The sequence below is a fragment of the Flammeovirga sp. AWQ4_249 genome (assembly GCF_056161045.1).
On the sequence record NZ_JBSWYJ010000006.1, the window covers coordinates 15840 to 41056 of the forward strand.

Genomic DNA, 25217 nt, shown 5'->3' on the forward strand with positions numbered 1-25217 from the left:
ATTAAAAGTACAACTGCAATAAACTATAACAAGGTAAATTTGCAACATCTTAAAAAATCATTTATTAAAAATAATCATGAAAAAATTTACACTTATTCATCTAATAATATTATGTTTTTCAAACCTATTATTCAGTCAACAATCTAAACAGCCAAAAGAAGCTGGTGAATTATATGAAATTACATTCAAAAGTAATAGTAAAGATACTGTCATGTATAATGAAACAAATGTTGATATTAATGGATATAATACCAAACAAGATATTATCAATTCGATAACAAGAGAAAATAATGAATTTGATAATATCATTACAAAAGTTGGTTTAGTCTCATCAAGTGATCTAAAAGATTATTTTACATTATATGATAGAGAAGAATATCAAAAAGAGGTAACTCCAAATTCATACGAAGTAGAACTTATAACCGATAATGGGATACAAAAAAGTATTACAATGAAAATGGGGCTCTAATATTTATCATGGAGTATTTTGAATCAATTGACCTTCCTATAAAGTTAACTGAACAAATAAATGATAATTATCCAGGGTGGAAAATTATAAAAACATCAGAGAAAATTAAAGAAAATCAACAATCTTCAACTGAAGTTTTCAAAGTTTACATTAAGAATAAAAATAAAGCAAAAAAACTTTATTTTATAAATACTAATGGGTCTTTTAACTTGAAAGTAAGTAAATAAAATATATGGTAATCAGGCTAATAGTCATTTTCATATTATTAGCCTGATTGTTATATCTTCCCCAAAATCTTATCCATGACCCAACTTGTATGCGTGGCCGTTTTTCCAGTTGAAGGATGATGAAAAGTTGAATCAGTCAATGCTTTCATCATATTTTCAACATGATACTGTTGGATATGTTGAGGATTTTCAATAGATATTTCTTCTTTTTTTTCTCCTTGAATTAAGACGAGTGGTTTGTTGTCAAATACTGAGAATTCTATTCTTCCAATACTGCCGATAATCTCCACACTATCTTCATAATGATCACTGCCAAAATTCCATACTCCACATCCTGTTATTCCTTTTTTGTAGATCCAATTGCCTGTGATTGCATCGTATGAAGAGTAGAGCTTCTGCTGATTATTGACTAAACCTTTTGCCTCTTTTACATCTCCTAAAAGATAATTAAACAGATCCAGACCGTGACTTGCTAAATCATCGAAATATCCTCCGAGTGCAATCTTCGCATCGGTTCTCCAATTGTAATTTCCAGAACGATCAATAGCACTTGGTGTTCTCAAGTACTTCCAACTTATATGTCTTATCTTTCCTATTTCCTGATCCTCTAACCACTTTTTTAATTGTTGAAAACGAGGTAATGAACGTCTATAATAAGCAACAAAAAGAGGTAACTTCTTCTTTTCAAACGCTTCCGTAATTGCTCTACATTCTTCGTAAGAAGGTGCCATTGGCTTCTCAATACAACAGATTTTATTTGCTGCTGCTACTTTAATGGCATATTCATGATGAGAATCAGGTGGCGTTGCAATATAAATCGCATCCAATTCTGGATCTTGAATTAATTCATCTGCATTGCCATAATATTTTTGGACATTGTGTCTAATGGCATAGTCCTTTGCCTTATCAATATCTCTTCTCATGACTGCATCCAAAGAAAATTCATGTACCAATTGATAGGCTGGACCACTTTTAACTTCAGTTACATTACCGCAACCTAGAATTCCCCAACGTACTGTTTTTATGATTTCCATAATGAAAAAAGGTAATTAATAGAATAAAAGTAAATTTCTGAATAGTAAAGCCTTTTGAAATGACAACTCTTTAATGTGCATATATCACCTAAATGGAATCAAGTTAGTTGTCATTTTGTGAAAATTCAAATTCTATACAATACTTTTTTGCTTGATTTATCAATTTAATTACGTTTTCTTTTCCTCTAATTGTAGATAATTAATTAAATTGACATTCAACTTCCACAGTCCAAGAAACATAACTTTAAAACAATTCAATCATTAAATCATTATTTAAACGATAGATCAGTTTTTATTAATTTCCAATAATCAATTTTAAACTTCCAATCCTGATCTATTTATAAACTAAATCTTATGAGAAATATTACTCTTTTGCTATTGGTAGCTGCACTTTTTTTCAGCTATACGGAGAGCTCTGCACAAAGAAAACGAGCAGCAAAAACGAAAGTTACTCCATTAGACACACATCTTTTTGATAGTCTTACCTTTAGAAGTATCGGCCCTGCATTTATGTCGGGAAGAATTGCAGACCTTGCTATTGACCCTACCAATGAAAATATCTGGTACGTAGCTGTTGGTTCTGGCGGTGTTTGGAAAACGGTCAATGCCGGTACAACTTTCCAGCCTATTTTTGATGGGCAATCCGTCTATTCTATTGGCTGTGTTACTTTAGATCCTAACAATCCAAGTACTGTTTGGGTTGGAACAGGAGAGAATGTAGGTGGTCGTCACGTTGCTTTTGGAGATGGTCTTTACCGTTCTTTAGATGGTGGAGCCACTTGGGAAAATATGGGATTAAAAAACTCTGAGCATATTTCTAAAATAATTGTACATCCAGATAATTCAGATATCATCCTTGTCGCTTCCCAAGGGCCTCTTTGGAGTCCAGGTGGTGAAAGAGGTTTTTATAAATCTATTGATGGTGGAAAAACTTGGAAGAAAACCCTTGGAGATGAAGGATATACAGGTGTGACGGATATGGTGACTGATCCGAGAAACCCCAATAGAGTGTACGCTGTTACTTGGGAACATCATCGAACTGTCGCTGCTTGGATGGGTGGTGGAGAAAATTCTCGCATTTATGTTTCTGATGATGCAGGTGATACGTGGACACAATTGAAAGCAGGTTTACCTGAGGGAAAATGGGGAAAAACAGCTATTGCGATTTCACCTCAAAATCCGGATGTATTGTACGCTGCAATTGAATTGAACCGTAAGAAAGGCGGTGTTTGGAGAACTGAAAATAGAGGAGGGAACTGGACTCAAATGTCTGATGTTGTCTCAGGAGGAACAGGACCGCATTACTATCAAGAAATCTATGCTTCTCCTCATAAATTTGACCGTTTATACTTCATGAATAATCGTTTGATGAAATCTGAAGATGGAGGAAAGAATTTTACATTTATGGATGAAACGGCAAAGCACGGTGACAATCATGCTATTGCTTTTAAAGCTTCCGATCCCAACTATTTATTGGTTGGAACTGATGGCGGTGTATATGAAAGTTTTGACCTAGGTACAACTTGGAGATTCATGGAAAATATTCCAATTACGCAATTTTATAAAGTTGCAGTTGATGATGCTGTACCATTCTATAATGTCTATGGTGGTACACAAGACAACAGTACTGAAGGAGGTCCATCTAGAACGGATAATCACCATGGTATTCGTAATGCAGATTGGAAAGTTGTACTTAATTGGGATGGACACCAACCAGCAACGGAACCTGGAAATCCTGACATTATGTATGGACAACGTCAGCAAGGAACGTTGTCTCGTATTGATTTGAAATCTGGAGAAGTAATAGACATAATGCCTCAACCAGCTGCAAATGAAGGAAATGAAAGGTACAATTGGGATGCTCCAATCTTAGTCTCGCCCCATCAACCAACAACGATTTATCATGGTTCTCAACGTTTATGGAAATCGACAAATAGAGGTGATTCTTGGACGGCACTCTCCGATGATTTAACTAGAAATGAAGAGCGTTTGGCTTTACCGATTATGGGAGGCCAACAAAGCTGGGATTCTCCATGGGATGTCTATGCGATGTCAAATTACAATACGATTACTTCTATAGCTGTTTCTCCAAAAAATGAAAAAGTAATCTTTATCGGTACAGATGATGGATTAATACAAATCACTTCTGATGAAGGGAAAACATGGAAAAAAATTGAAGTCAGTAGCCTTGGTGTTCCTGCTAAAAGTTATGTCAATGATATAAAGGCTGATTTATACGATGAAAATACTTTGTACGTCGCTTTAGACAATCATAAAGAAGGAGATTATCATCCTTATCTATTAAAAAGTACTGATAAAGGAACCACTTGGACGACACTAAATAATGGTCTTGGAGACAAGAACTTAGTTTGGAGAATTGTTCAAGATCATGTTGATAAAGATCTACTATTTGCAGGAACTGAATTTGGTGTGTTCTTCTCTGTGAATGCTGGTGAAAGTTGGACAGAATTGAATGCGGGTATTCCTACTATTTCCTTTAGAGATTTAGCGATCCAAAGAAGAGAAAATGACTTAGTCGCTGCTTCATTTGGACGTGGTTTCTATATTTTAGATGATTATACAGCATTGAGAAATGTAGATGCATCGCAATTAGAACAAACGGCTACCCTATTTACACCAAGAAAAGCATGGTGGTATTTAGAGAAATCTACGATGGATTTTGACAATGCTAGAGGTTCACAAGGAAGTCAATTATTCCTAGCTAAAAATCCTGAATTTGGTGCTACATTTACTTATTACCTAAAAGAGCCAATTCTTAGTTTGGAACAAGAACGTCAGGAAAATGAAAAAACAAATGGCACTTCCTCATTCCCTGGCTGGGAAGCATTGGAGACAGAAAAACGTGAACTAAAACCCTTTGTTTATCTAGAAGTAAAGGATCAATCAGGAAACATCATCAACCGTGTACAAGCTGCCAACGCAAAGGGTTTCAATAGAGTAACATGGGATTTAAAAGTGGGTGGAACGGGTACTATTCTATTGAATGGAAAAGAGGAAAGGTTAACCGCTTTCTTAGCTGCACCTGGAACCTATACAGCTACTCTGAACGCCTTCGAAAATGGAAAGTCTACACCTCTAGCTGCTCCTGTTAATGTAGAAGTAGAACGTCTTGGTGAAACGGCATTGAAAGGTAGTGAAATGGAAGAGGTTATCGCTTTTTGGCGTCAGTACGAGCAACTAACAAGAGATGTCAATACACTGTCCATTCAACTAGAAAATACACAAAAGACAGGTCAACAATTATTCAACGCTGCGATGCACTCTTCTGTCAATAAAGACATTATAGAACAAATTGCGGAAATGAATAAAAAATTAGACGCACTTGATACAGCTTTATATGGTAATGCCGCAAGAAATGAAGTAGGTGAAAAAAATAAACCCACAATTGGTGAACGTTTATTTGCCTTAAACAGAGGAATTTCTGGTTCTACATATGGCCCTACCCCTACTCATCTTGAAACTTTAAAAATCATTAAAGACCAATGGAAAGCAATTAATGATCAATTGATTCCACTTAAAAAGGAAGCCAAAGAAATCGGTACGATTATCTTACAAGCTAACGGTTCTTGGATCGAAGGAATAGAATAATAATATTACATTAATATACTTATAATAAGGAGATTGCTCTGTCGTAATCTCCTTATTTATTGAACCATAATTAATTTACAAAAAACAGATACCCCTATTGAATCTCTTCAGATTGATTTGTTTATCAATAAAAAATCATAATTGAATTTATCAATTGTTAATTAACCTCGGTTTCAGCATTCTAGAAACTAAAATAGTTTAAATCAAACAAATGTAAATTGTAAAGAGAATCTGGATCTTTTAGATTAAAAAAAATAATACACTCTTTTAATCTATACTATCTTATGAAGCAACTATACTTTTTATTATCAATTTGTATCTTAACCTCCTCGTTTTCTTTTGCTCAAAAGGTAAAACCTTTCAAAGAATACAATCCAGAAAACAAAATTACAGTTAATTTCAAAGCGAAAATTGATGCTTTTCCTGATGAAGTTTGGTTTGGTGTAAAATTAGATAGACCTACTAGAAAAATTTATTTTTTGATCACAGATATCAACTACTTTGATGTTCTTTTTCCTAAAAAAAAGAGTGGAATTGTCATTGATTTAATTAAAAAAAGTCAATTTTCGTGTTCTAGAGCCAATAATGATTATTCCAGTAATGGGGATAATTTTTATGGCAAAAGTATGTTCACTACACTTCGAAATGAGTTAGAAAGTAATAAAGAAAAAACAACAGAAGGTTATTATAGATTTGAGATCGGAAGACTACCCAATACCTATAAGTTTGAAGATGTTGAAATCAATTTTCAGTTATTTATTAAAAATCAACTTACCTATTATCGGAGTTCATATAGTCTAGAAAGTAATTATCTTGATACTTTTTATATCCCCTTTTTACAATTCCCTTCTGTATCTGAAAATTTTATTAATTACACAAAAACACTAGAAAAAGAACTAGAAGCTGAGGTGAAATTTCAAAGAAATCAAACTAAATTTAATCAGACATTACTGGATAGCCTCCACCATGAACTTCAGCTTACTGATTATACAATTCAATCCATTATTATAGAAGCGTATTCTTCTATTGAAGGTAATCCTGATAAAAATAAAAAGATACAACAAAAAAGAGCACAAGCTCTGATTGAAGAACTAAGACCCTACATGCATCAAAATGCGGAGGTGAAAATTGAAACAAAAGAAAATTGGGATGCTTTTTTTGAGGATATCTCTTCCACATCTTATGCCTATTTAGGTACTAAATCAAAAAAGGAAATTCAACAAAGTCTAATGTCTCAAAAAGTATTAAAAGGTTTAGAACCGATTTTTCAAAAACATCGAAAAGGGATGATAAAAGTAGCTTTAAAGAAAAAAGAGAATTTTTATATGCTATCGAATGAGGAAAGTATAGAAGTCTTCAATACAATGATCAATAAAAAAGAGTATGAAAAAGCATATATGCTTCAAAATATAATTTTTTCAAAAATTCAAGTGGGTGAGTTTACGAAGGATACATATGAAAAAGTAAAAGTACCGAATGAACCACAATATGGGTATTTCTTGAATAATGAAATCTTCTTTTTAAGAAATTCACAAACCATAGATATCCCCACTGCTATCAAAAAGTTTAAAGCACTTTTAGAGCTGATTCCTGATACTGAAGAAACATATTTTAATATCGCTAATCTAAAAGTGCAATACTACTTTGATAATTATGATGTTTCTGATAAAGATATTCTTTCTTTACTTCGTCGTTTAGTAAAGAATAATTTTGATCCTGTATTAATGGATAAACTATTATTTAACTATCATCTTGGAAAGATTAAGAAAGCGTATTCGAGAAAGGATTATAAACAAGTCAGAGCGAGTATCAATGAGATCGATAAACTTTTTAAAGAAGTAGATTTGTCTGATGATGAAATTTTACGTCTAGCAAAATATTATAGTTTGTATAGTCAATATAAGAAAAGAGATCAATTACTTGCTACTAGAATTAATGAAAATAATGTATCGGAAGATCTTTTATTCTATTATCTCAATATTACTATTATTGACCCTAAATATTTAACGAAGTCAACATACAAGCAGTTATTATTTAAAGCAATCGATCTTAATCGAAAGCGTTTCTGTCAAATGTTTAATTCAAATCTATCTGGAGGTATCACTTTTCAACTTCTTCATCATGATATACTTAAAGAAATATATTGTAAAGAATGTAGTATAATGAACTAACTTGAATATATGATAATTTCAATAAAGGAAAATGTATTTAAGTAGAAAACTACCCTTTTTTTTGATCAGAATACTGATAGTATAAGCGACCGATTATTGAAGAATTAGTAGGGGAATTTTATTGGATTTTGTAAATGAAAATAAAACAATTGTCAATAGATTCTAATGGTAATACTGATCATTGTAAGTTGTTCCAATACGCTCAATAAAAGATTAAAAAGACGAAAAACATTGATTTATTGAGCATTAGAGTACATTTCATAACAATTTCAATGAGGCTATAAATAAAATTAATAGGGTTCTATAAATTTTTCTTATACCGCTATAGATTTTATCACTTTGTATTATAAATAGGTGGCTGTTATGTTTGCATCGTGTTCAGAAAATGGCACTTGAAAACGAAAAAATTTTATTAAACATAGATTTAACAATTATGTCACAAATCGGAAAACAAATTGTAGATTTCAAAGTAGAAGCTTTTGCTAACAACGATTTCAAAACTGTTACAAAAGAGGACGTTTTAGGAAAATGGTCAATCTTCTTCTTCTACCCTGCAGACTTCACTTTCGTTTGCCCTACTGAGTTAGAAGACTTAGCTAACTTATATGAGGAATTCAAAGCTACAGGTACTGAAGTTTATTCTGTGTCAACTGATACTCACTTTGTTCACAAAGCATGGCATGATACTTCTGAGACTATCAAAAAAATCAACTACCCAATGTTAGCAGACCCAACAGGTGTTCTTTCAAGAGGTTTTGACGTGATGATCGAAGAAGCTGGTTTAGCTGAAAGAGGTACTTTCATCGTTAACCCTGAAGGCGAAATCGTTTCTTACGAAGTAGTTGCAGGTAACGTAGGTAGAAATGCTGAAGAGTTATTAAGAAAATTAAAAGCTTTACAATTCGTTGCTGCTAACCCATCTGAGGTTTGCCCAGCAAAATGGAAAGAAGGTAACGAAACTTTAAAGCCTAGCATTGACCTTGTAGGTTTAATCTAGTCAAAGTCGACACCCAGACTTTTGTTAACACGAAATCCCATCTTTTGCTTCGGTAGAAGATGGGATTTTTTTATACTCTTTTTTACAATGGTACTCTATTAATTATTAAATTTAAGAAACTACTCAATCTTCACTAACTATTCGTATGAAAAATATAGCTATTTTTTTAATGTGTATTACACTAACTATTCTAAATTCATTCGCTCAAAATCAAGCCTATTATTTTGATAATTATACCGATAAGGAAGGTCTTATTCATAATCATGTCTTATCCATTTTCAAAGATTCCAGAGGGATTTTATGGGTAGGTGGTTACGGTGGTTTACAATACTATGATGGATATAAATTCCATAATTTTAATGTAGCTATTGATGAAAAAACCAATAAACTTTCGCATACAACCCTACAGGTTATCTATGAAGATCAAAAGAAAAATCTTTGGTTTGGTACAGAAAGCGGGCTTAATAAATTCGACGTCAAAACAGGAAAAGTAGAAGCCTTTCTTATTGAACAAAATTCTGAATTGAAATCAGATAATATCCGAGCAATTACACAGGATAATCAGGGAAACTTTTGGATTGGCACATATGGTGGGGGCTTAGTAAAGTTTAATGCTGAACTTAAAGAATTTTCAAGTATTTCGATTAAAGTGAGCGACAATCAAAAATTTAACACTCAATTTATCAATACATTATATTTTCAAGGAAATCAGCTCTTAATTGGTGGTGAAAATACAGGGGTAATCATTTATGATATTGCTACACAAAAAGTAGAAACCATACTTAAAGATGAAAAAAATGGTTTCCCTACTGTTAATACCTTATTTGTAGATTTGGACCAAAATATTTGGGTGGGCACTTGGGGAAGTGGGCTATTGCAGTATGATGAAAATTATAATTTAACCAATACTTTTGTACAACATCCTGCCTCCTCAGACGGTATTCCGGGAAATGTAATTCGTGTAATAGCTCAAAAAGATAAAAGGAACCTTTGGATTGGAACATATGGAAATGGATTATGTATTTTCAATAAAAAAGATAAGACTTTCACGTCAGTTCAACCCAAGGAAAAGAAAGAAAATTTAGATTATATATGGACAGCTTATTTTGATAAAAATGAAAATTGGTATGGTACATTTGGTTATGGTCTGATGAAGAGAAATATTCTCAAAAGTACTTTTAAATATCAAACGGTTAATCAAGGCATCAAGAAAGTTGACCAATTTGTATTAAATAAAAAAGGAGATGTTTTTTACAGAAATGAAAAACATGGACTCTTTTCCCCTTCAGAAAAACTCAATTTTTCAGAAGACATTTATAGAAGCTATACGAATTGTTTCTACATTGATCATCAAGACAATTTCTGGATCGCTAATAATGAATTTCTCTATTGTTTTGACATCAATCGACAATTAAAATCTGCTTATCCATTAGACAATACTTTTTTACCACATGGCAAAATCTCTAATATCACCCAAGATCAAGAGCACAATTTGTGGATAAGTTACGATAAGCAAGATGTATTTAAATTAGACTATAAAAACGGAAAATATTCCGAACATTTTACGAGTATCTATCAAGTATTCAAAGGGCAAAATATTCCTTTACATGGACAAATTTCTGCATTTGAAATTGATGACAATAACACTCTATTTATAGGGACTCCAACACACCTCCTCGCCTTATCAATTGATGATAAAAAAAGTAAGCAATACCCTATTCCAGTGGTAACTTGCCTTGAATCAGATGAACTAGGTAATCTTTGGGTAGGAACAAATGGTGAAGGATTTTTTCAAATTAGTTTTCGTAATAATAAAGTATTCAATTACCAAGAAGGACATGGTTTTGATTGTTTAGATATTCAAAGCTTACAAATAGATACACAACAACGGGTTTGGTTATCAACTTCTTGCGGTTTTTCAGTTTTTGATATCAAAACCAATAAAGCAACCAATTATGGAGAAAGTTATGGGTTAAAAAAATTCAGTTTCATCAATGGAACTGCTACGAAGACAAAAAATGGACAGTTCTTATTTGGAGGTAACCATGGTATAATCGCATTTAATCCCAATGCTATTCGCCAAACATATATTTCACCTCCTTTATTTTTAACAGATATACGAAAAGACAATGTTTCTATTGCCTATGAAAATAGAAAGGATTCCATCTATCAAGTTGATGGGCTTCTTGCTGAAATAGATACTATCACATTGGATTCAGATCATCACATTCTGACCTTTGAGTTTGCCTCCATAAACTATGAAAAAATAGCAAATGTATTGTATTCTTATCAATTAGAAGGATATGATAATCAATGGATTGAAACAGCCGATGGAGAACGTACAGCCACCTTCACCAAGCTACCTGCAGGTGAATATAAATTAAAAGTCAAAAGTAGTTATCAAAAAGGGTATTGGGACAGTAATATCAAAGAATATCTTGTCGTTGTAAAAGGAAAATTCTATGAAAAAATCTGGTTCAAAATAGCTTGTATTTTATTTCTTTTAGGTATGGTATCACTTATTATTCGCTCTTACTTAAAACGTCTAAAATTTGAATCAAAATTCGATCTTAAAAACAAAGAAATCTTTAAACTTCATGAAGAAAAAATCAGTCTAGAGCATCAAAATAAATCCTTAAAACAACAACTTAATGATGCAAAAGCAAATACACATGCAATCAAAATAAAATACGAAAGTATAAATGAACATATGCAATCAATGTATCAAACAGTGTCAGAAATAATGGAAAGTCCTTCCTCTGAAGTTCCTATTAATCACTTAAAAGACAACCTTCAGACAATCAAAAATGACCCAATGTTTGAAGATTTTAAAGAAGTTGAACGCGAAAATTTCACCCTAGATTTTGCCAAAAAATATCCTAAGTTGACCTCAACCGACCTTCGTATATGTGGTTTAATTAGACAAAATAAAACAAATAAAGAGATCGCTCAAATCCTCAATATAACTAGCAGTAGCTTAGAACAAAGTAGGTATAGAATTCGTAAGAAAATGGCCTTGGATAAAAACGTCAATCTAAACGATTTAATTTTGAGATTTTAGTCATCAATGAATGAATTCATGGGCTAAAAAGTAGATATCTCTCAAAAAAAATTTAAATGGAATTATAACACATTGATTATCTAGACCTTATGGTACATGTAGAGTATTTGTAGAGTCGACAAAAAAGGTTTGTAGAGTGCCTTTTTTTCTCCTTTATAAATGTAGTAAGTACTATTGTGACATTACTTTTTTTTACTAACTATCATAAATGAAATGAGAATTAAATACTTATTACTCTACTTATTTTTTGGGTTAACCTTTGTCCCTGCTTATGCACAAAAAGGAGACCTACTATGGAAAGAAGATTTTAATGATCTCAACGACAATGTTTGGACTTTTGAAACAGGCAATGGCGACTGGGGTTGGGGAAATGGGGAACTCCAATATTATTCTGAAAACAACACTTCTATCCTACCTATTCCGGGGGAATCCAACAATTCGGCGATTGTGATTGAAGCGAGACAAGAAGAGAAAGAGGGTTTTCAATTTACTTCTTCTCGATTGATCAGTGAAAATGGATTAGCGGTTCGTTATGGTCTAATCGAAGTACGTATGAAAGTACCTGAGTTGGGGAATGCATTATGGCCTGCTTTCTGGATGATGGGTACAGACCAACCACAATGGCCTCAGCGTGGTGAAATCGATATTATGGAAATGGGACACAAACAAAGTGTCAGAGAACATCATGCAGACAGTGATGTCAATAGTTTTACAGGATCGAATATTATCTTATATGCTGATGCGGCTTGTAGTCCTGAAAACCCTACTTGTGCAGGAAGTGCAGCATACGATGTAAATTATGCCAATCCTTATATTGCTCCTACTCCCTTAAATGACCGTTTTGTACTCTACAGAATGTATTGGTCAGAAGAGTCTATTCGTATTACAATGGTTGATGAAGGTGTGGAACATGAGATGTTTAATGGTCCATTTGGCTTAGAAGAAGGTACAGAAACGGAAGTATTCCAAAAACCTTTCTTTTTCCTATTCAATATGGCTGTTGGAGGTAATTTCACGGATGCTATGAGCAGTGATGCTGTAAATATTTCCACTCCTGCTCAATTATGGATTGATTATATCAGCGTGCATCAATGGAATGGTCAAGGTGAAGTTTTTGAAGGGACTATCAGCAAACCAGAAGTTGCTTTTACCTCTCCTACTTCACATGCTGTAAATAATGCTTCTCCAATTTTATTAGAAGCGGATGTGACTTCAGAAAATAGTATTCAAGAAGTAGATTTCTATTTAAATGATTCTTTAGTAGGAACTGCTACTACAGCACCTTATCAATTCAATTTAAATACTATTGAAACAGGCGATTATACGCTAAAAGCAACTGCCAAAGATAGCAAAGGAAATACGGGTACTTCTGCTGATTTTGACCTTTATGTTTCTGACGATTCCGGTGAGGGTGAAATCATTTGGGAAGAACAATTTACAGAAATTGATCGTAATGTCTGGACGTTTGAAACCGGTAATGGCGACTGGGGTTGGGGTAATGGAGAATTAGAATTCTACACTGAAAACAATACTTCTATTCAAGAAATCCCAGGTGAATCTGGTAATACTGCTTTGGTAATTACTGCCAAAGAAGAAGCTGCTGGAGGATATAATTATACTTCTTCTCGTTTGAAAAGTGAAAACGGTTTAGCGATACAGTACGGAGTTATTGATGTGAGAATGAAAGTTCCTGAGCTAGGAAATGCCCTTTGGCCTGCTTTCTGGATGATGGGAACGGATCATCAACAATGGCCACAAAGAGGAGAAATTGATATCATGGAAATGGGACACAAAACTTCGGTTCGTGAACGTGAAGGGGGTGAAACAGTTGATGTCAATAACTTTGTGGGATCAAATATTATCCTTTACTCTGAAGCGGCTTGTAGTCCAGAAAATCCTACATGTGCAGGAAGTGCGGCATACGATGTAAACTATGCAAGACCGTATATGCCCGAGACTTCATTAGCTAATAAGTTTGTTAATTATAAAATGTATTGGAGTCCTTCAGAAATTCGTATTACAATTATCGATGAAGGGCAAGAATACGATTTATTTGCCGGTCCATTTGGATTGGAAAAAGGGACAGATACAGAAGTTTTCCAAAAGCCTTTCTTCTTCTTAATGAATATGGCTGTGGGTGGTAACTTCACTGATGCATTAAGCAATAATGATGTAAACATAACTACTCCTGCTGAGATGTGGATTGACTACATTAAGGTATCAAAATGGAATGGTAGAGGAGAAGTTTTTACAGGAAAAAGAAATGCTAAAACAGGAAAATTTGCCGTTTTTACAGACGATACGTCAATAGAAAATGGGATTACTGTGGGTGTGGATGCGAATGTATTTGTTTGGGAGAACTCTCTGATAGAGGGAGACATCACTCCTTTTGAAGGCAGCAATACGCTTTCTTGGAACAATGCATTTGAAGATTGGTTTGGTGGTGGTATTGCGACTTCTACTTCTGAAAACATGACAGATTATGCAGAAGGATCATTAAACTTCGCTGCTAATGTACCCTCAGATTTAGGTTTTAAAATCGGGATTATTTCGGCTTTAAATGAAAGTTGGATTGAATTCCCTGCCAACCAAAGTAAATACGGATTAGACCGTTCGGGAGAATGGGAAGAAGTCAGTATTCCAATCGCTGATTTTGGTTTAATTGACCTTACTCAAGTGGACTATTTCTTTGCGGTGGAAGGTTTAGAAGGTATTGCTGCGAACCAATCTTTTTCATTCGATAATATCTATTGGGATGATACTCCTACTGTCTCTAAACCACCGGTGGTTACATTATTGAATCCTTCTAATGGAATGCTTATTGAAAGTCTAGAGCCCATCGAATTGAGAAGTGCTGCTTATGATCTTGATGGTACTATTTCCTCTATTCAATATTATGTCAATGACTCTTTAATTGGCTCAAGCAACAACGCTCCATATAGTGTGATTTGGAATGATGTAGTAAGTGGTACACATCAAATTAAGGCTGTTGCCACAGATGATGCTGGTATCACTGGAGATAGTGAAAATGTAGAAGTTTATGTGATGGATACTTCAGAAGGAATTGGTGAGGTATTGTGGGTTGACGACTTCAATGCTATTGATAAAAACTATTGGCAATTTGAACATGGAAATGGCAACTGGGGTTGGGGAAATGGTGAATTGGAATATTATACTGAAAAGAACAGTACGGTCAGAAATATTCCTGAGGAAGGCGATAATTCAGCCTTAATCATTACTGCGAAAAGAGAAAATATTAAAGGCTTTTCTTTTACTTCCTCTCGTTTAAAAACACAAGATAAATTAGCCGTCAAATATGGTGTAGTAGAAGCTAGAATTCGTGTTCCTGATTTAGAAGATGGACTATGGCCTGCTTTCTGGATGCTAGGTACAGGATCTCAAGGATGGCCTGCAATTGGCGAATTAGACATCATGGAAATGGGACATAATGAAGCTGACCGATTAAAGCATTTGGAAGATTCTACGGTAATTCCTCATGTCAATAATTTCACAGGTTCCAATATGTTTTGGAAGTCAGAAGCCGCTTGTAGTGAGGATAACCCTACTTGTGCTGCAAATGGTACTTGGTTTAAAGGTTCAGCCACTCCTTATGTTTCTGAAACTTCTATGGCAGATCGTTTTGTCACGTATAGAATGTACTGGTCACCTAAAGAAATTCGCTTTACTATTTTAGATGAAGGCATTGAGCATGATTTATTACCTGCTCCTTTTAACATCGAAAGTGGTGATGGAATTGATGCATTCCACCAACCTTTCTACATCTTATTGAATATGGCTGTGGGTGGCGTATTCCCTGATATTCTTGATCCAAATGGTATTACGGCTGATCTTCCTGCGGAAATGTGGGTGGATTATGTCAAAGTATCAAAATGGAACGGATTGGGTGAAATTTATACGACTCCAGTTTCCAATAAGAAAGAAGGTCTTTATGCTGTATTTAGTGATCTAGAAGCTGTAGACAGTAGAATGAATCTAGGAGTTGATGCGGATGTTTTTGTATGGGAAAATACTTTTGAAGGTGGTTCTACTGCTCCTTATCATGGTAATGGTGTCATTGCATGGAAAACTTCTCAACCAAATTGGTGGTTTGGTGCAGGCTTGACTTCTAGAGAATATATTGATCTTACAGCACAAAGAAATGGTACTTTACGCTTTAAAGTAAAAATCCCTGCTGATGTAGGATTCAAAGTAGGAATTGAAACCGTAGATGCCCAATATTGGGTGGATTTTGAAGCCAACCAAACTAAATATGGTTTAGAAAGAAATGGAGAATGGGGTGAGGCCATTATTCCATTAAGTGATTTCAATGGTATCAACTTACAAAAAGTGACTTCACCTTTCTTGGTTCTTTCGGGTGAAGGTGGGACGAGTACTACCTTTGACTTAGCTTTCGATGATATCCTTTATGATCCAACAGTGTATCCATCAATTGCACCAACGGTAAGCATCACTTCTCCTGAAAACAATTTAACGTTAGAAAATCCTGCATCAATTCTGATTACTGCTGATGCTTCGGATGAAGATGGCAGTATTACCAACGTAACTTTCTATGATGGTGCTCAACTCATTGGTATTGCAACTGAAGCTCCTTATGCGATCGAATGGAGTGGAATCACAGAAGGTATACATATTATTACGTCTAAAGCAACGGATAACAGTGGTGTTTCTACTTCTTCAAGTGTTACAGTTGAAGTAACTGGTGAAGGAATTGGGGAAGTAATTTGGAGAGAAGATTTTAATGCTATTAATTCTGAAACATGGAGTTTTGAGATTGGCAATGGTAATTGGGGATGGGGTAATGGTGAACTTGAATATTACCGTGAAGAGAATGCGAGTATTGAAGCAATTCCAAATGATCCAACCAACAATGCTTTAGTAATTGAAGCCAAAGAAGAGGCTTTTGGTAATCAACAGTTCACTTCTTCAAGAATGATTACAAAAGATAAAGTAGCCATCCAATATGGTGTTGTTGATGTGAGAATGAGAGTACCGGATGTATCAGGTGGACTATGGCCTGCTGCATGGTTACTGGGAACTGGTGCTGGAGAATGGCCCCATATCGGTGAGATTGATTTAATGGAAATGGGGCAAAATATAGAGGATAAAGCCCGCCAAGGTTTCCCTTATGCTGATGTCAATCATTACACCGCTTCCAACATTATTTGGTATTCTGAAGAAGCCCTTTCTCCTCAAAACCCAACAGGAGCAGCATTGGCGGCTTGGGACCCCAATTATGCAAACCCTTATGAGGCTGAAAACTCATTAGCAAATCGTTTTGTTACTTACAGAATGTACTGGTCTCCTACTTCTATTCAGTTGTCAATTTTGGATGAAGGAGAAGAACATTTTATGTTTGCTGCCCCTTATTATTTCTCTGAAAGTACTTCTACATTCCAAAAGCCTTTCTATTTCTTGTTGAATATGGCAGTAGGTGGAGTCTTTACAGATGCTCACGCCAATGAACATATCACAGCAAACTTCCCTGCCAAAATGTATGTCGACTACATTCAGGTTTCAAAATGGAATGGGCACGGTGAAGTATTCCTTGGAAAACAAGAAAATGAAGTGGCTGAAGGTCGTTTTGGTGTCTATACCGAAGAAACTGCCACAAATGAAAAAGTTACGCCAGGAATTGATTCTGACATTTATCTATGGAATAATTTAACGCCTGTTACTGCTTCGGCTTATGAAGGGCAATACAGTATTGCTTGGACGAATAATGCCTCAAATGTTTGGTACGGCGGCGGTATTCATAGCCGTGCAAATTGGAACTTAAATAACTATACTGATGGTAGTCTAAACTTAAAAATGAAGTTACCAGAAGATGTGGGTATCAGACTTGGTTTCACTACAACTTCAGCTGAATATTGGGTGAATATTGAAGCGAATACATCTCCATATGGTTTAGTAAGAGGAGACGAATGGTCTACCTTACGAATTCCAATGACTGACTTTAATGTGGGTGATCTGAGTGAAGTTAATGCTCCTTTTATTTTATCATCTTTAGATCCTTTGAAAGATAGTATTTATACTTTTGAAATCGATGATATTTATTGGGAATCTGCTACGGTAAATACACCAATTGTCAACTTTGAAATCACTGCACCTCAGAATGAGTTCGCTTATGTAGTCGGTGAATCAATTTCCACTACTGCCAATGTCTACTCTCCGACCAACTCAGTACAACGTGTCGTTTATTACTTGGATGATGTACAAATTGGAGAAGCAAATGTAGCTCCTTATTCAATTACTATTGATAATTTGACATTTGGCAATCATACTTTGAAAGCTATTGTTTATGATAATGAAAACGAAGGGCAATCCTCAATCAAAAATATCTCAGTGATTGAAGGAGGTGTAGTCTTTGAATTACCTAATGTTACTGTCACTTCTATCAGTAATGGACAAACATTTGCTGAAGGAAGTCCAATTCAATTGCAAGCTGATGCTTCTTCGGTTAATGGACAAGTGACAAAGGTTGAGTATTATGATGGTACGACTTTGATTGGTGAAAGTACGCTTGCTCCATACACTGTCAATTGGGACAATGCTTCATTGGGTGAGCATGCCATATCAGCAAAAGTATATGATGCAATTACAAGTAATACTTCTGATCTAGTAATTATTGAAGTCATCGAACAAAATTGTATTCCTACTAATATTGCTCAAGGAAAAGTAGTGAGTATGTCGAGCCAAGAAGGGTATTATATTCCTGAAAATGCAGTAGACAATGATCCAAACACCCGTTCATCAACCGCATTTAGCATTCCTCAATGGTTCAAGATTGACCTAGGTCAGACCTATGATATTGCTACTGTAAAATTGGTTTGGGAAAGAGCTAATGCAGACGCGTATTACATTATGGTTTCTGATCAAGATACTGAGCCAAACCCTGCTACTTGGACGATCATCAGTGACCAAAGTGGTTTGGAGGATATCGCGAGAACGGATTCATTGGACAACCTACAAGGAAGTGGTCGTTACATCGCACTTTATGCCACAAGTAAACAACATCCTTATGGTATTTCATTGTATGAATTTGAAGTCTACCCTACTTGTGGATCAGTAGCCAATAACACCGCTCCAGTAGCAATTGCTGATGTCACAAACCAAGGAAGTATGTATACATTTGATGCCACAGCATCATTTGACGCTGAAAATGATATTCTCACTTATACATGGGATTTTGGTGACGGTGCAACAAGTCAAGAAGCTATTACATCGCATCGTTATTTAGCCAATGGTATTTATTCGGTAGTCCTAACAGTTAATGATGGAAGAACTTCAGATACAGTATCATTCGAAATTGAAGTAAATACTATCAATGAGGAAGTTTGTTTCTTCAGCAGTCAGAATGGAGACTTTGAAGTGGAAGTTGAAAACAATGCTCAACCATTAGTGACCTTTATGCCTACTGCACAATTGGGTGAAACAGATTGGGTGATCATGACAGTATTCAAAGATGGTGTCAACATTGGTGGATACTTTATGAATCAAGATGGTGCAAATTATAGCTACAATATCAATTTACCTTTAGGTGATCAAATAGAAATCTTCTTTACGTATCAGCACGATACTTTTGGACAAAGAGATACAGGTGGTGACCGATTTGCTTTTGAAATTGGGGGATGTAGTTCGAATGCTAGAAAGATAGATATACTTTCATTACAAGAAGAATTAATCCTCTACCCTAACCCTTCGCAAGGAAAGTTTACCATTGCTCTTCCTTCAGATTTAAAAGGAGTTAACAGTCAGATTAGAATTATCGACGCAACGGGAAAAGAGATATTCTATGAGTCCTACTCTAAAGATGCTCCAATGAGAAGAGGTATTCAGCTTGAAAATCGTCTGGCTTCAGGATTGTATCATGTAATTATACAAACAGAAGTAGGGGTAATTTCAAAGACACTTACTTTAAATAAATAATTAAACTAACTACCTGAAATCTATCGCTATTTGATAAAGTCAGTACTTTCGGGTACTGGCTTTTTTTTTAAAAAAAATGTTCAAGTATACAATGGCTAATTCTATTGAAAATTGGTGATACAAAAATTCCTATATATCAGTGTTCAAAATTATTTTTCAATAAAAGTTCTTTATAAATTTCAATTTATGTAGTAATTTTTCAGCCTGACACTATAAAAACTCACCCATATGCTTACAAAGGAAGAACAATTAGCAGAAGATCAACTAGATAATAGCTTCAAATGATAGATTCAACAAATAAAAGAAGCGTTAGAAAACGAAGACTTAAATACGATTCGTGAAGTCATCGGAAATATTACTGTATGGTCTGGACATTTAGGAGAAAGACCGGACTGGTTAACGAATTTTTCTAAGGCACTTCAGGATACCATCAATAGTTATGACATCTATTCTAAGAATGAAAATAAAACACAATTCTTTCATGAACTGAGAGAGGCTTATCATAAGTTCATTTTAAAGTTATCATAAAAAAGGTGAGGTAGCTATATTGCACAATTTTTAGATAGCGAAGCTTTAGAATAGGGAACTATTCAAAAAAATAAAAATCAAAGCATTAAGTCTTGCTGTTATCTAGTTCATATTTTGATAGTGCTTGGCTCTCTTTAAACGTTGAGGGTAAATAACAAACTGTATAAAATTGAATTCAACAAATTGCTGGCTTAATGTTTTTTCTTTTCTTTCCATTTTCAAAATGGAATAGCTACATTTACCCGGAGAATAAGTTAAGTCCCATTAATCAAAAAAAGTATTTTTGCATTATGGGAAAAAGACGTACAAGAAAAAGCTACGACAAAGAATTCAAATTGATGATAGTTAACTTGGTTCAAAGTGGTCGAGCAGCAAAGACAGTTGCTGAAAACTTCTTTAAAATTTTAAAGTCAGAAATGGTTGACCATAAGTATTATTACTCTTTCACACAGGCTAGAAATGATATCTTCGAATTTATCGAGGTTTGGTATAATAGAAAGAGAATTCACTCTGTTTTGGACTATAAATCCCCAGAACAATTCATGAAATTATATAATCAGAAGGTGGCTTAACTTTTTATACGAAAAAAGGTTGCAAATCCAAACTTTATGATATTAATGTATCCTCTTCAACAATATCACGTATTACCGATCGTATTTCAGAAGATATTGTAGCATGGAAAAACAGACCTTTAGATCCGTTATATCTCATCGTTTGGATGGATGGTATTGTCTTCAAAGTAAGAGAAAATTCCAAGGTGGTAAATAAAAGAATGTATATCGCTATTGGACTGAAAACCAATGGTAAAAAAGAAGTTTTAGGCTTGTGGTTAGGTAAAAATGAATCATCATCTTTTTAGATGACAGTACTTACAGATATGAAATCTAGAGGACTTCAAGATATTCTAATTACTTCTACTGAAAACTTAAATGGGTTTACAGATACCATTAAAACTTGCTTCCCTGAATCTGTAACACAAATATGTGTAGTACATCAAATCAGAAATGCTTGTAAATATGTCGTATGGAAGGATAAAAAGGCTTTTACTAGAGATATGAAAGAAGTCTATACTGCTCCAACAAAAGAAGCAGCTCTTGCAGCATTGGATGATTTTGCAGATAAATGGAATAGTAAATATGTTTACGCCATTAAAAGTTGGAGGGACAATTGGGATGAATTAACCGTATTTTTTGATTTCCCAATAGAGATCAGAAAGATTATTTATACCACTAATCTAATTGAGAATCTTAACGGGAAAATCAGGAAATACACCAAGAATAAACTCTCATTCCCTACCGATGATGCAGTCATTAAGTCTGTCTATCTGGCTACTAGAGAAATTACCAAAAAATGGACTATGCCTATCAGAGATTGGGGCATTATACTTAATCAATTTTTAATTATATTCGGAGATAGAGTCAAGTTATAAAACTTAACTTGACCCTATCCAAAAAGAACTTACACACTTTACAGGAAAGTGTCAATCATTGAGAATTATGTATAAAAACAATTTTATAAACTTGTTTGCAATGCCGCTTTCAGCAGTATTGCTAACCTATTTTGGCTTTATGAATAGGAGTTTTACTAGCATTTGGTTTCATGGTATTATTTATTGTGGAGTTATCACTCTATGTTTTTGTTTAATATTTTTTTTAAGTAATTATTATGATGATATCAAAAGTCGAATTATTGGAGTTACTCCTTACGTAACTTTATCAATACTATATACTTACAGTATTAATTATTTTTTACTAATTCCGATTGTAATTGCATATTTATTGATATTTGTTTTGCATTCAAAAGCAAAGAATGTAATAGTTTTAGATTTATCTATATCAGTTTTATCTAATTTTATTAAGCAGGCTAGCCCTTTTTATAAGTTAATTTTAGTTGCCTATATAATTATTACTTTAGGGATGTTTAAAAAATTAGGTTTAGGGCTTTAAAAGATTCACTCTCTTGTTGAAAACATAACATGAAAACTAAACCACTCTGCACTGAAAGTGCAGGGTTTTAAACCCATTTCTGAGACCAATAAATTCCCTACCTATAAAGGACATGATTACACCGCTGCAAACAAAAGAAAATTAAAAGCGATTAAAGGGAAAAAATGGAAGACAATTCGAAAAGAGCATATCGAAGATTATCATCAATTGTTCCAAAGAGTCACGCTATCTTTCGATGAAAATTCAATAAATTCTCTTCCAACGGATGAAAGATTATAAGCATTTTCTGAAGGAAATAATGATTTAGGGTTAGTGCAATTGTACTTCCAATATAGTAGATATCTGATGATTTCTGCCTCTTGAAAAGGTACAATGCCTATGAATTTACAAGGAAAATGGAACAATTCATTAAATCCAAAATGGGCATGTGATTATCATATGAATATCAATCAACAGATATTGTATTGGCCTGCTGAAGTGACAAACCTAAGTGAATGTGAAACACCATTGAATGACTACATCGAAAATCTAGTAGAGCCTGGCAAGAATACAGCAAAAGCATTTTACAATACCAGAGGTTGGACTGTGGGAACAATGAATAATCCATTTGGTTATACTGCTCCAGGTTGGAAATTTCCGTGGGGGTACTTCCCTGCTGGAGCTGGATGGATTGCTCAACATTTATGGGAACATTATGAATTTACACAAGATAAAGAATTCCTAAAAAAGCAAGCCTATCCTATCCTAAAAGAAGCCTCATTATTTTGGATGGATGTATTAATAGAAAATAAAGAAGGTTACTTAGTTTCTGCACCATCCTACTCCCCTGAACATTGAGGCATATCAAATGGTGCTTCTATGGATCTTCAAATCGCATGGGATTTATTGTCAAACACAATCTCTGCAAGTGAGGCCTTGGGAATTGACAAGGAATTTCAAAAAGAAATGTTGGAAATACGTGATAAAATTGCTCCTCCAAAAGTAGGTTCTTGGGGACAATTACAGGAATGGATGGAAGATGTTGACGACCCTAATAATAATCATCGACATGTTTCTCATCTATATGCCTTACATCCAGGAAAACGAATTACTGTAAAAGAAACGCCTGCATTGGCTGAAGCCGCAAAAGTTAGTTTAAATGCAAGAGGGGATGGTGGTACAGGTTGGTCTTTAGCATGGAAAGTGAATTTCTGGGCAAGATTAAAAGATGGCGATAGAGCCTATAAACTATTCCAAAGGTTATTAAAACCAATCGAAAAGAAACATGATTCTGGTACATACAACAATCTATTTTGTGGACATCCACCTTTCCAATTAGATGGAAATATGGGAGGAGCAGCAGGTATTGCCGAGATGTTATTACAATCGAGAACAGATGTTTTAGAAATTTTACCAGCTCTTCCTCAAGCATGGAAAAATGGAAAAGTAAATGGTCTGAAAGCTCGAGGGGGATATACTGTTGATATACAGTGGGAAAATAATCAATTAAAAAAGTTGGTTATTAGGCCGATGAAAAATGGTAGTTGCCAAATCATTTATGGAGAGACAATCATCACCAAAGAAACAAAAGCCAATAAGGATATTTTTTAGAATTCTAATCTTTATACAGCTTTAAATAATAAAGGACAGCTCATCAAGCTGTCCTTTTTGCATTAATCATCTAGTAACGAGTGTGTCTGGTTGAATTTCTCGTAAACATTTAATTCTTTCTTTGCTTTCTGATAGGCTTCCTCATACGTTTTATGTACAGAATAATTTAAATTCGTTTGTGAGACGAGATTTATTCCTTTAAATAAGATATTCTGTACAACGTTAGGAATGACCATGTATGACTTTCTAATAATTGAACTATAATTATCTTCGCTATCTCTAACGCCCTTACCTAACTCAATTCGAGCATCGGCAGGTATCCATTTAATGGCTGATGTATCAAAAATAAATACAACTTCTTCTCTAATAGCGTCAAAAATGTCCTTTTTTAATAGTTGATATTCCTTTATATCTTTTAAGTCTGGCTCTGGGCAAGTCGTGATAATCTTTATTATTGGGTATTCTGTAAGATCAAAAGTCGCGAAATTACAAGTGTATTTTTTTTCTAAACGCATAGCTGTAATGATGTAATAATTAGTGGTCTATTACTACTTACTACATTTTTTTTACGAAAATCGTTCAAAAGGTACTTAACTAATATTTTGTCTGATATTGAATAAAATTATTCTAATGGAAAAATCTTTTATTTCACAATCAACTGATTAGTGCTCTATTTTTAAAAAAATATAAATAGAATAAAGACGTAAAGACATGGATTAAGATGGTGAAACTTGTTTATTGATAAACAATCATATTCAACGGTTCTATAGAATGAAAAAATTGAGATAAAAAAAACTCCTTACAGATTACAACAAAATGTATCTGAAAGGAGAATAATTTTATTAAAAGTATTTTTTTTAGTTCTTCACCTCATCTGAATTATCTACTTCGATAAAAGGAATTGTAACGATAAATTGTAAAATATTCGCTTTAGATGACAGTTCTGCTTTATCACTCATTACATCTGACAAACTTAGGTTATAACGTAAACGCATATCTAATCCCTTCCCTTTACGCACATTTCCAAAACTTCTTACAACTTCAAATGCCCAATTATAAGAAACTGCATTAAAATAATCTTTTACGTTTTGATTAAATGTTGCATTATTTCCGTTGGTTAAATCAACCTCTGTAACTTCTGTCGCTTTTCCCACAAATGAAAACATTGGACCTGTACTCACGTGCCATTTATTAGTTGCTGAATAACGTAATAAGATAGGCACATCTAAATTATTCACTTCCCATGAGGTTGAACTTGTAGAAATCAATGAATCCGCAAAATCGGGAACCGGTAATATTCTTGGTGTATTTCCACGACTACGATCACTTAACATCTTAAATTCTGCCACCAATTGAAACTTATCAGAGATTTTTGTATGAGTACCCAAACCAAAATTCCAACCTGCTTTTACATCTCCTGGTGCATTGGTATAAAAAGTACCATTAACGCCAAGGTCTAAACTTAGATGGAAGTTTTCTGAGGCGACTTTGTCTCCAAAAATTAATACTAGAATAGCTGCTTGAGCATTACACAATCCAACATTGAATAATGAAAATAAAACAAGTAGAGAGATTTTTTTTGTATTCATATAGATTGATAGAAGTGGTAATAGTAAATGAAGATACTGAAAAAAATAA

13 protein-coding genes and 2 pseudogenes are annotated in these 25217 nt (G+C 34.1%); 12 read left to right on the plus strand and 3 right to left on the minus strand.

The window, feature by feature from the left end; all coding sequences use genetic code 11:
* Nucleotides 1-76 precede the first annotated feature (76 nt).
* On the plus strand, nucleotides 77-469 hold the full coding sequence (locus tag ACXAHM_RS06835; protein WP_474959669.1) for a hypothetical protein: 393 nt from the start codon (nucleotides 77-79) through the stop codon (nucleotides 467-469).
* A 277-nt stretch (nucleotides 470-746) separates the two neighbouring features.
* Here the strand turns inward: ACXAHM_RS06835 and ACXAHM_RS06840 are convergent, their stop codons facing one another.
* A complete protein-coding gene (locus ACXAHM_RS06840; protein ID WP_474959670.1) occupies nucleotides 747-1730 on the minus strand; it encodes a Gfo/Idh/MocA family protein in 984 nt (327 codons plus the stop codon).
* Nucleotides 1731-2084: 354 nt separating this feature from the next.
* Between ACXAHM_RS06840 and ACXAHM_RS06845 the strand changes: the two genes are divergently transcribed.
* The 11 genes and pseudogenes from ACXAHM_RS06845 (at nucleotide 2085) to ACXAHM_RS06895 (ending at nucleotide 23579) form a co-directional block, all read left to right on the plus strand.
* Nucleotides 2085-5339: a VPS10 domain-containing protein gene (locus tag ACXAHM_RS06845; RefSeq protein WP_474959671.1), complete on the plus strand. Its 3255-nt coding sequence runs from the start codon at nucleotides 2085-2087 to the stop codon at nucleotides 5337-5339.
* Between the two features lie 284 nt (nucleotides 5340-5623).
* Nucleotides 5624-7510, plus strand: coding sequence for a hypothetical protein (locus ACXAHM_RS06850; protein ID WP_474959672.1), 1887 nt, complete (start codon nucleotides 5624-5626; stop codon nucleotides 7508-7510).
* Nucleotides 7511-7943: 433 nt separating this feature from the next.
* The gene (ahpC, locus tag ACXAHM_RS06855; RefSeq protein ID WP_474959673.1) at nucleotides 7944-8507 is read left to right on the plus strand and encodes an alkyl hydroperoxide reductase subunit C; all 564 of its coding nucleotides are present in this window, start codon (nucleotides 7944-7946) and stop codon (nucleotides 8505-8507) included.
* 169 nt (nucleotides 8508-8676) lie between these two features.
* The gene (locus tag ACXAHM_RS06860; RefSeq protein WP_474959674.1) at nucleotides 8677-11568 is read left to right on the plus strand and encodes a two-component regulator propeller domain-containing protein; all 2892 of its coding nucleotides are present in this window, start codon (nucleotides 8677-8679) and stop codon (nucleotides 11566-11568) included.
* A gap of 213 nt (nucleotides 11569-11781) precedes the next feature.
* A complete protein-coding gene (locus tag ACXAHM_RS06865) occupies nucleotides 11782-19515 on the plus strand; it encodes an Ig-like domain-containing protein (RefSeq protein ID WP_474959675.1) in 7734 nt (2577 codons plus the stop codon).
* A gap of 818 nt (nucleotides 19516-20333) precedes the next feature.
* Nucleotides 20334-20615 (plus strand): IS3 family transposase, encoded by a 282-nt coding sequence (locus ACXAHM_RS06870; RefSeq protein ID WP_474959676.1) that lies wholly within the window; start codon nucleotides 20334-20336, stop codon nucleotides 20613-20615.
* A 29-nt stretch (nucleotides 20616-20644) separates the two neighbouring features.
* Nucleotides 20645-21472: pseudogene (locus ACXAHM_RS06875) on the plus strand (IS256 family transposase); the annotation flags it as partial.
* Between the two features lie 100 nt (nucleotides 21473-21572).
* Nucleotides 21573-21989: a hypothetical protein gene (locus ACXAHM_RS06880; protein WP_474959677.1), complete on the plus strand. Its 417-nt coding sequence runs from the start codon at nucleotides 21573-21575 to the stop codon at nucleotides 21987-21989.
* A gap of 57 nt (nucleotides 21990-22046) precedes the next feature.
* Nucleotides 22047-22268 carry a hypothetical protein gene (locus ACXAHM_RS06885; protein ID WP_474959678.1) on the plus strand — a complete coding sequence of 74 codons (222 nt, stop codon included), beginning with the start codon at nucleotides 22047-22049 and terminating at the stop codon, nucleotides 22266-22268.
* Between the two features lie 15 nt (nucleotides 22269-22283).
* A pseudogene (locus ACXAHM_RS06890) lies at nucleotides 22284-23336 on the plus strand (glycosyl hydrolase family 95 catalytic domain-containing protein); the annotation flags it as partial.
* Between the two features lie 6 nt (nucleotides 23337-23342).
* Nucleotides 23343-23579, plus strand: coding sequence for a glycoside hydrolase family 95-like protein (locus tag ACXAHM_RS06895; RefSeq protein WP_474959804.1), 237 nt, complete (start codon nucleotides 23343-23345; stop codon nucleotides 23577-23579).
* Between the two features lie 62 nt (nucleotides 23580-23641).
* Here the strand turns inward: ACXAHM_RS06895 and ACXAHM_RS06900 are convergent, their stop codons facing one another.
* The gene (locus ACXAHM_RS06900) at nucleotides 23642-24094 is read right to left on the minus strand and encodes a hypothetical protein (protein WP_474959679.1); all 453 of its coding nucleotides are present in this window, start codon (nucleotides 24092-24094) and stop codon (nucleotides 23642-23644) included.
* Between the two features lie 342 nt (nucleotides 24095-24436).
* Nucleotides 24437-25168 (minus strand): outer membrane beta-barrel protein, encoded by a 732-nt coding sequence (locus tag ACXAHM_RS06905; protein ID WP_474959680.1) that lies wholly within the window; start codon nucleotides 25166-25168, stop codon nucleotides 24437-24439.
* Between the last annotated feature and the right edge of the window lie 49 nt (nucleotides 25169-25217).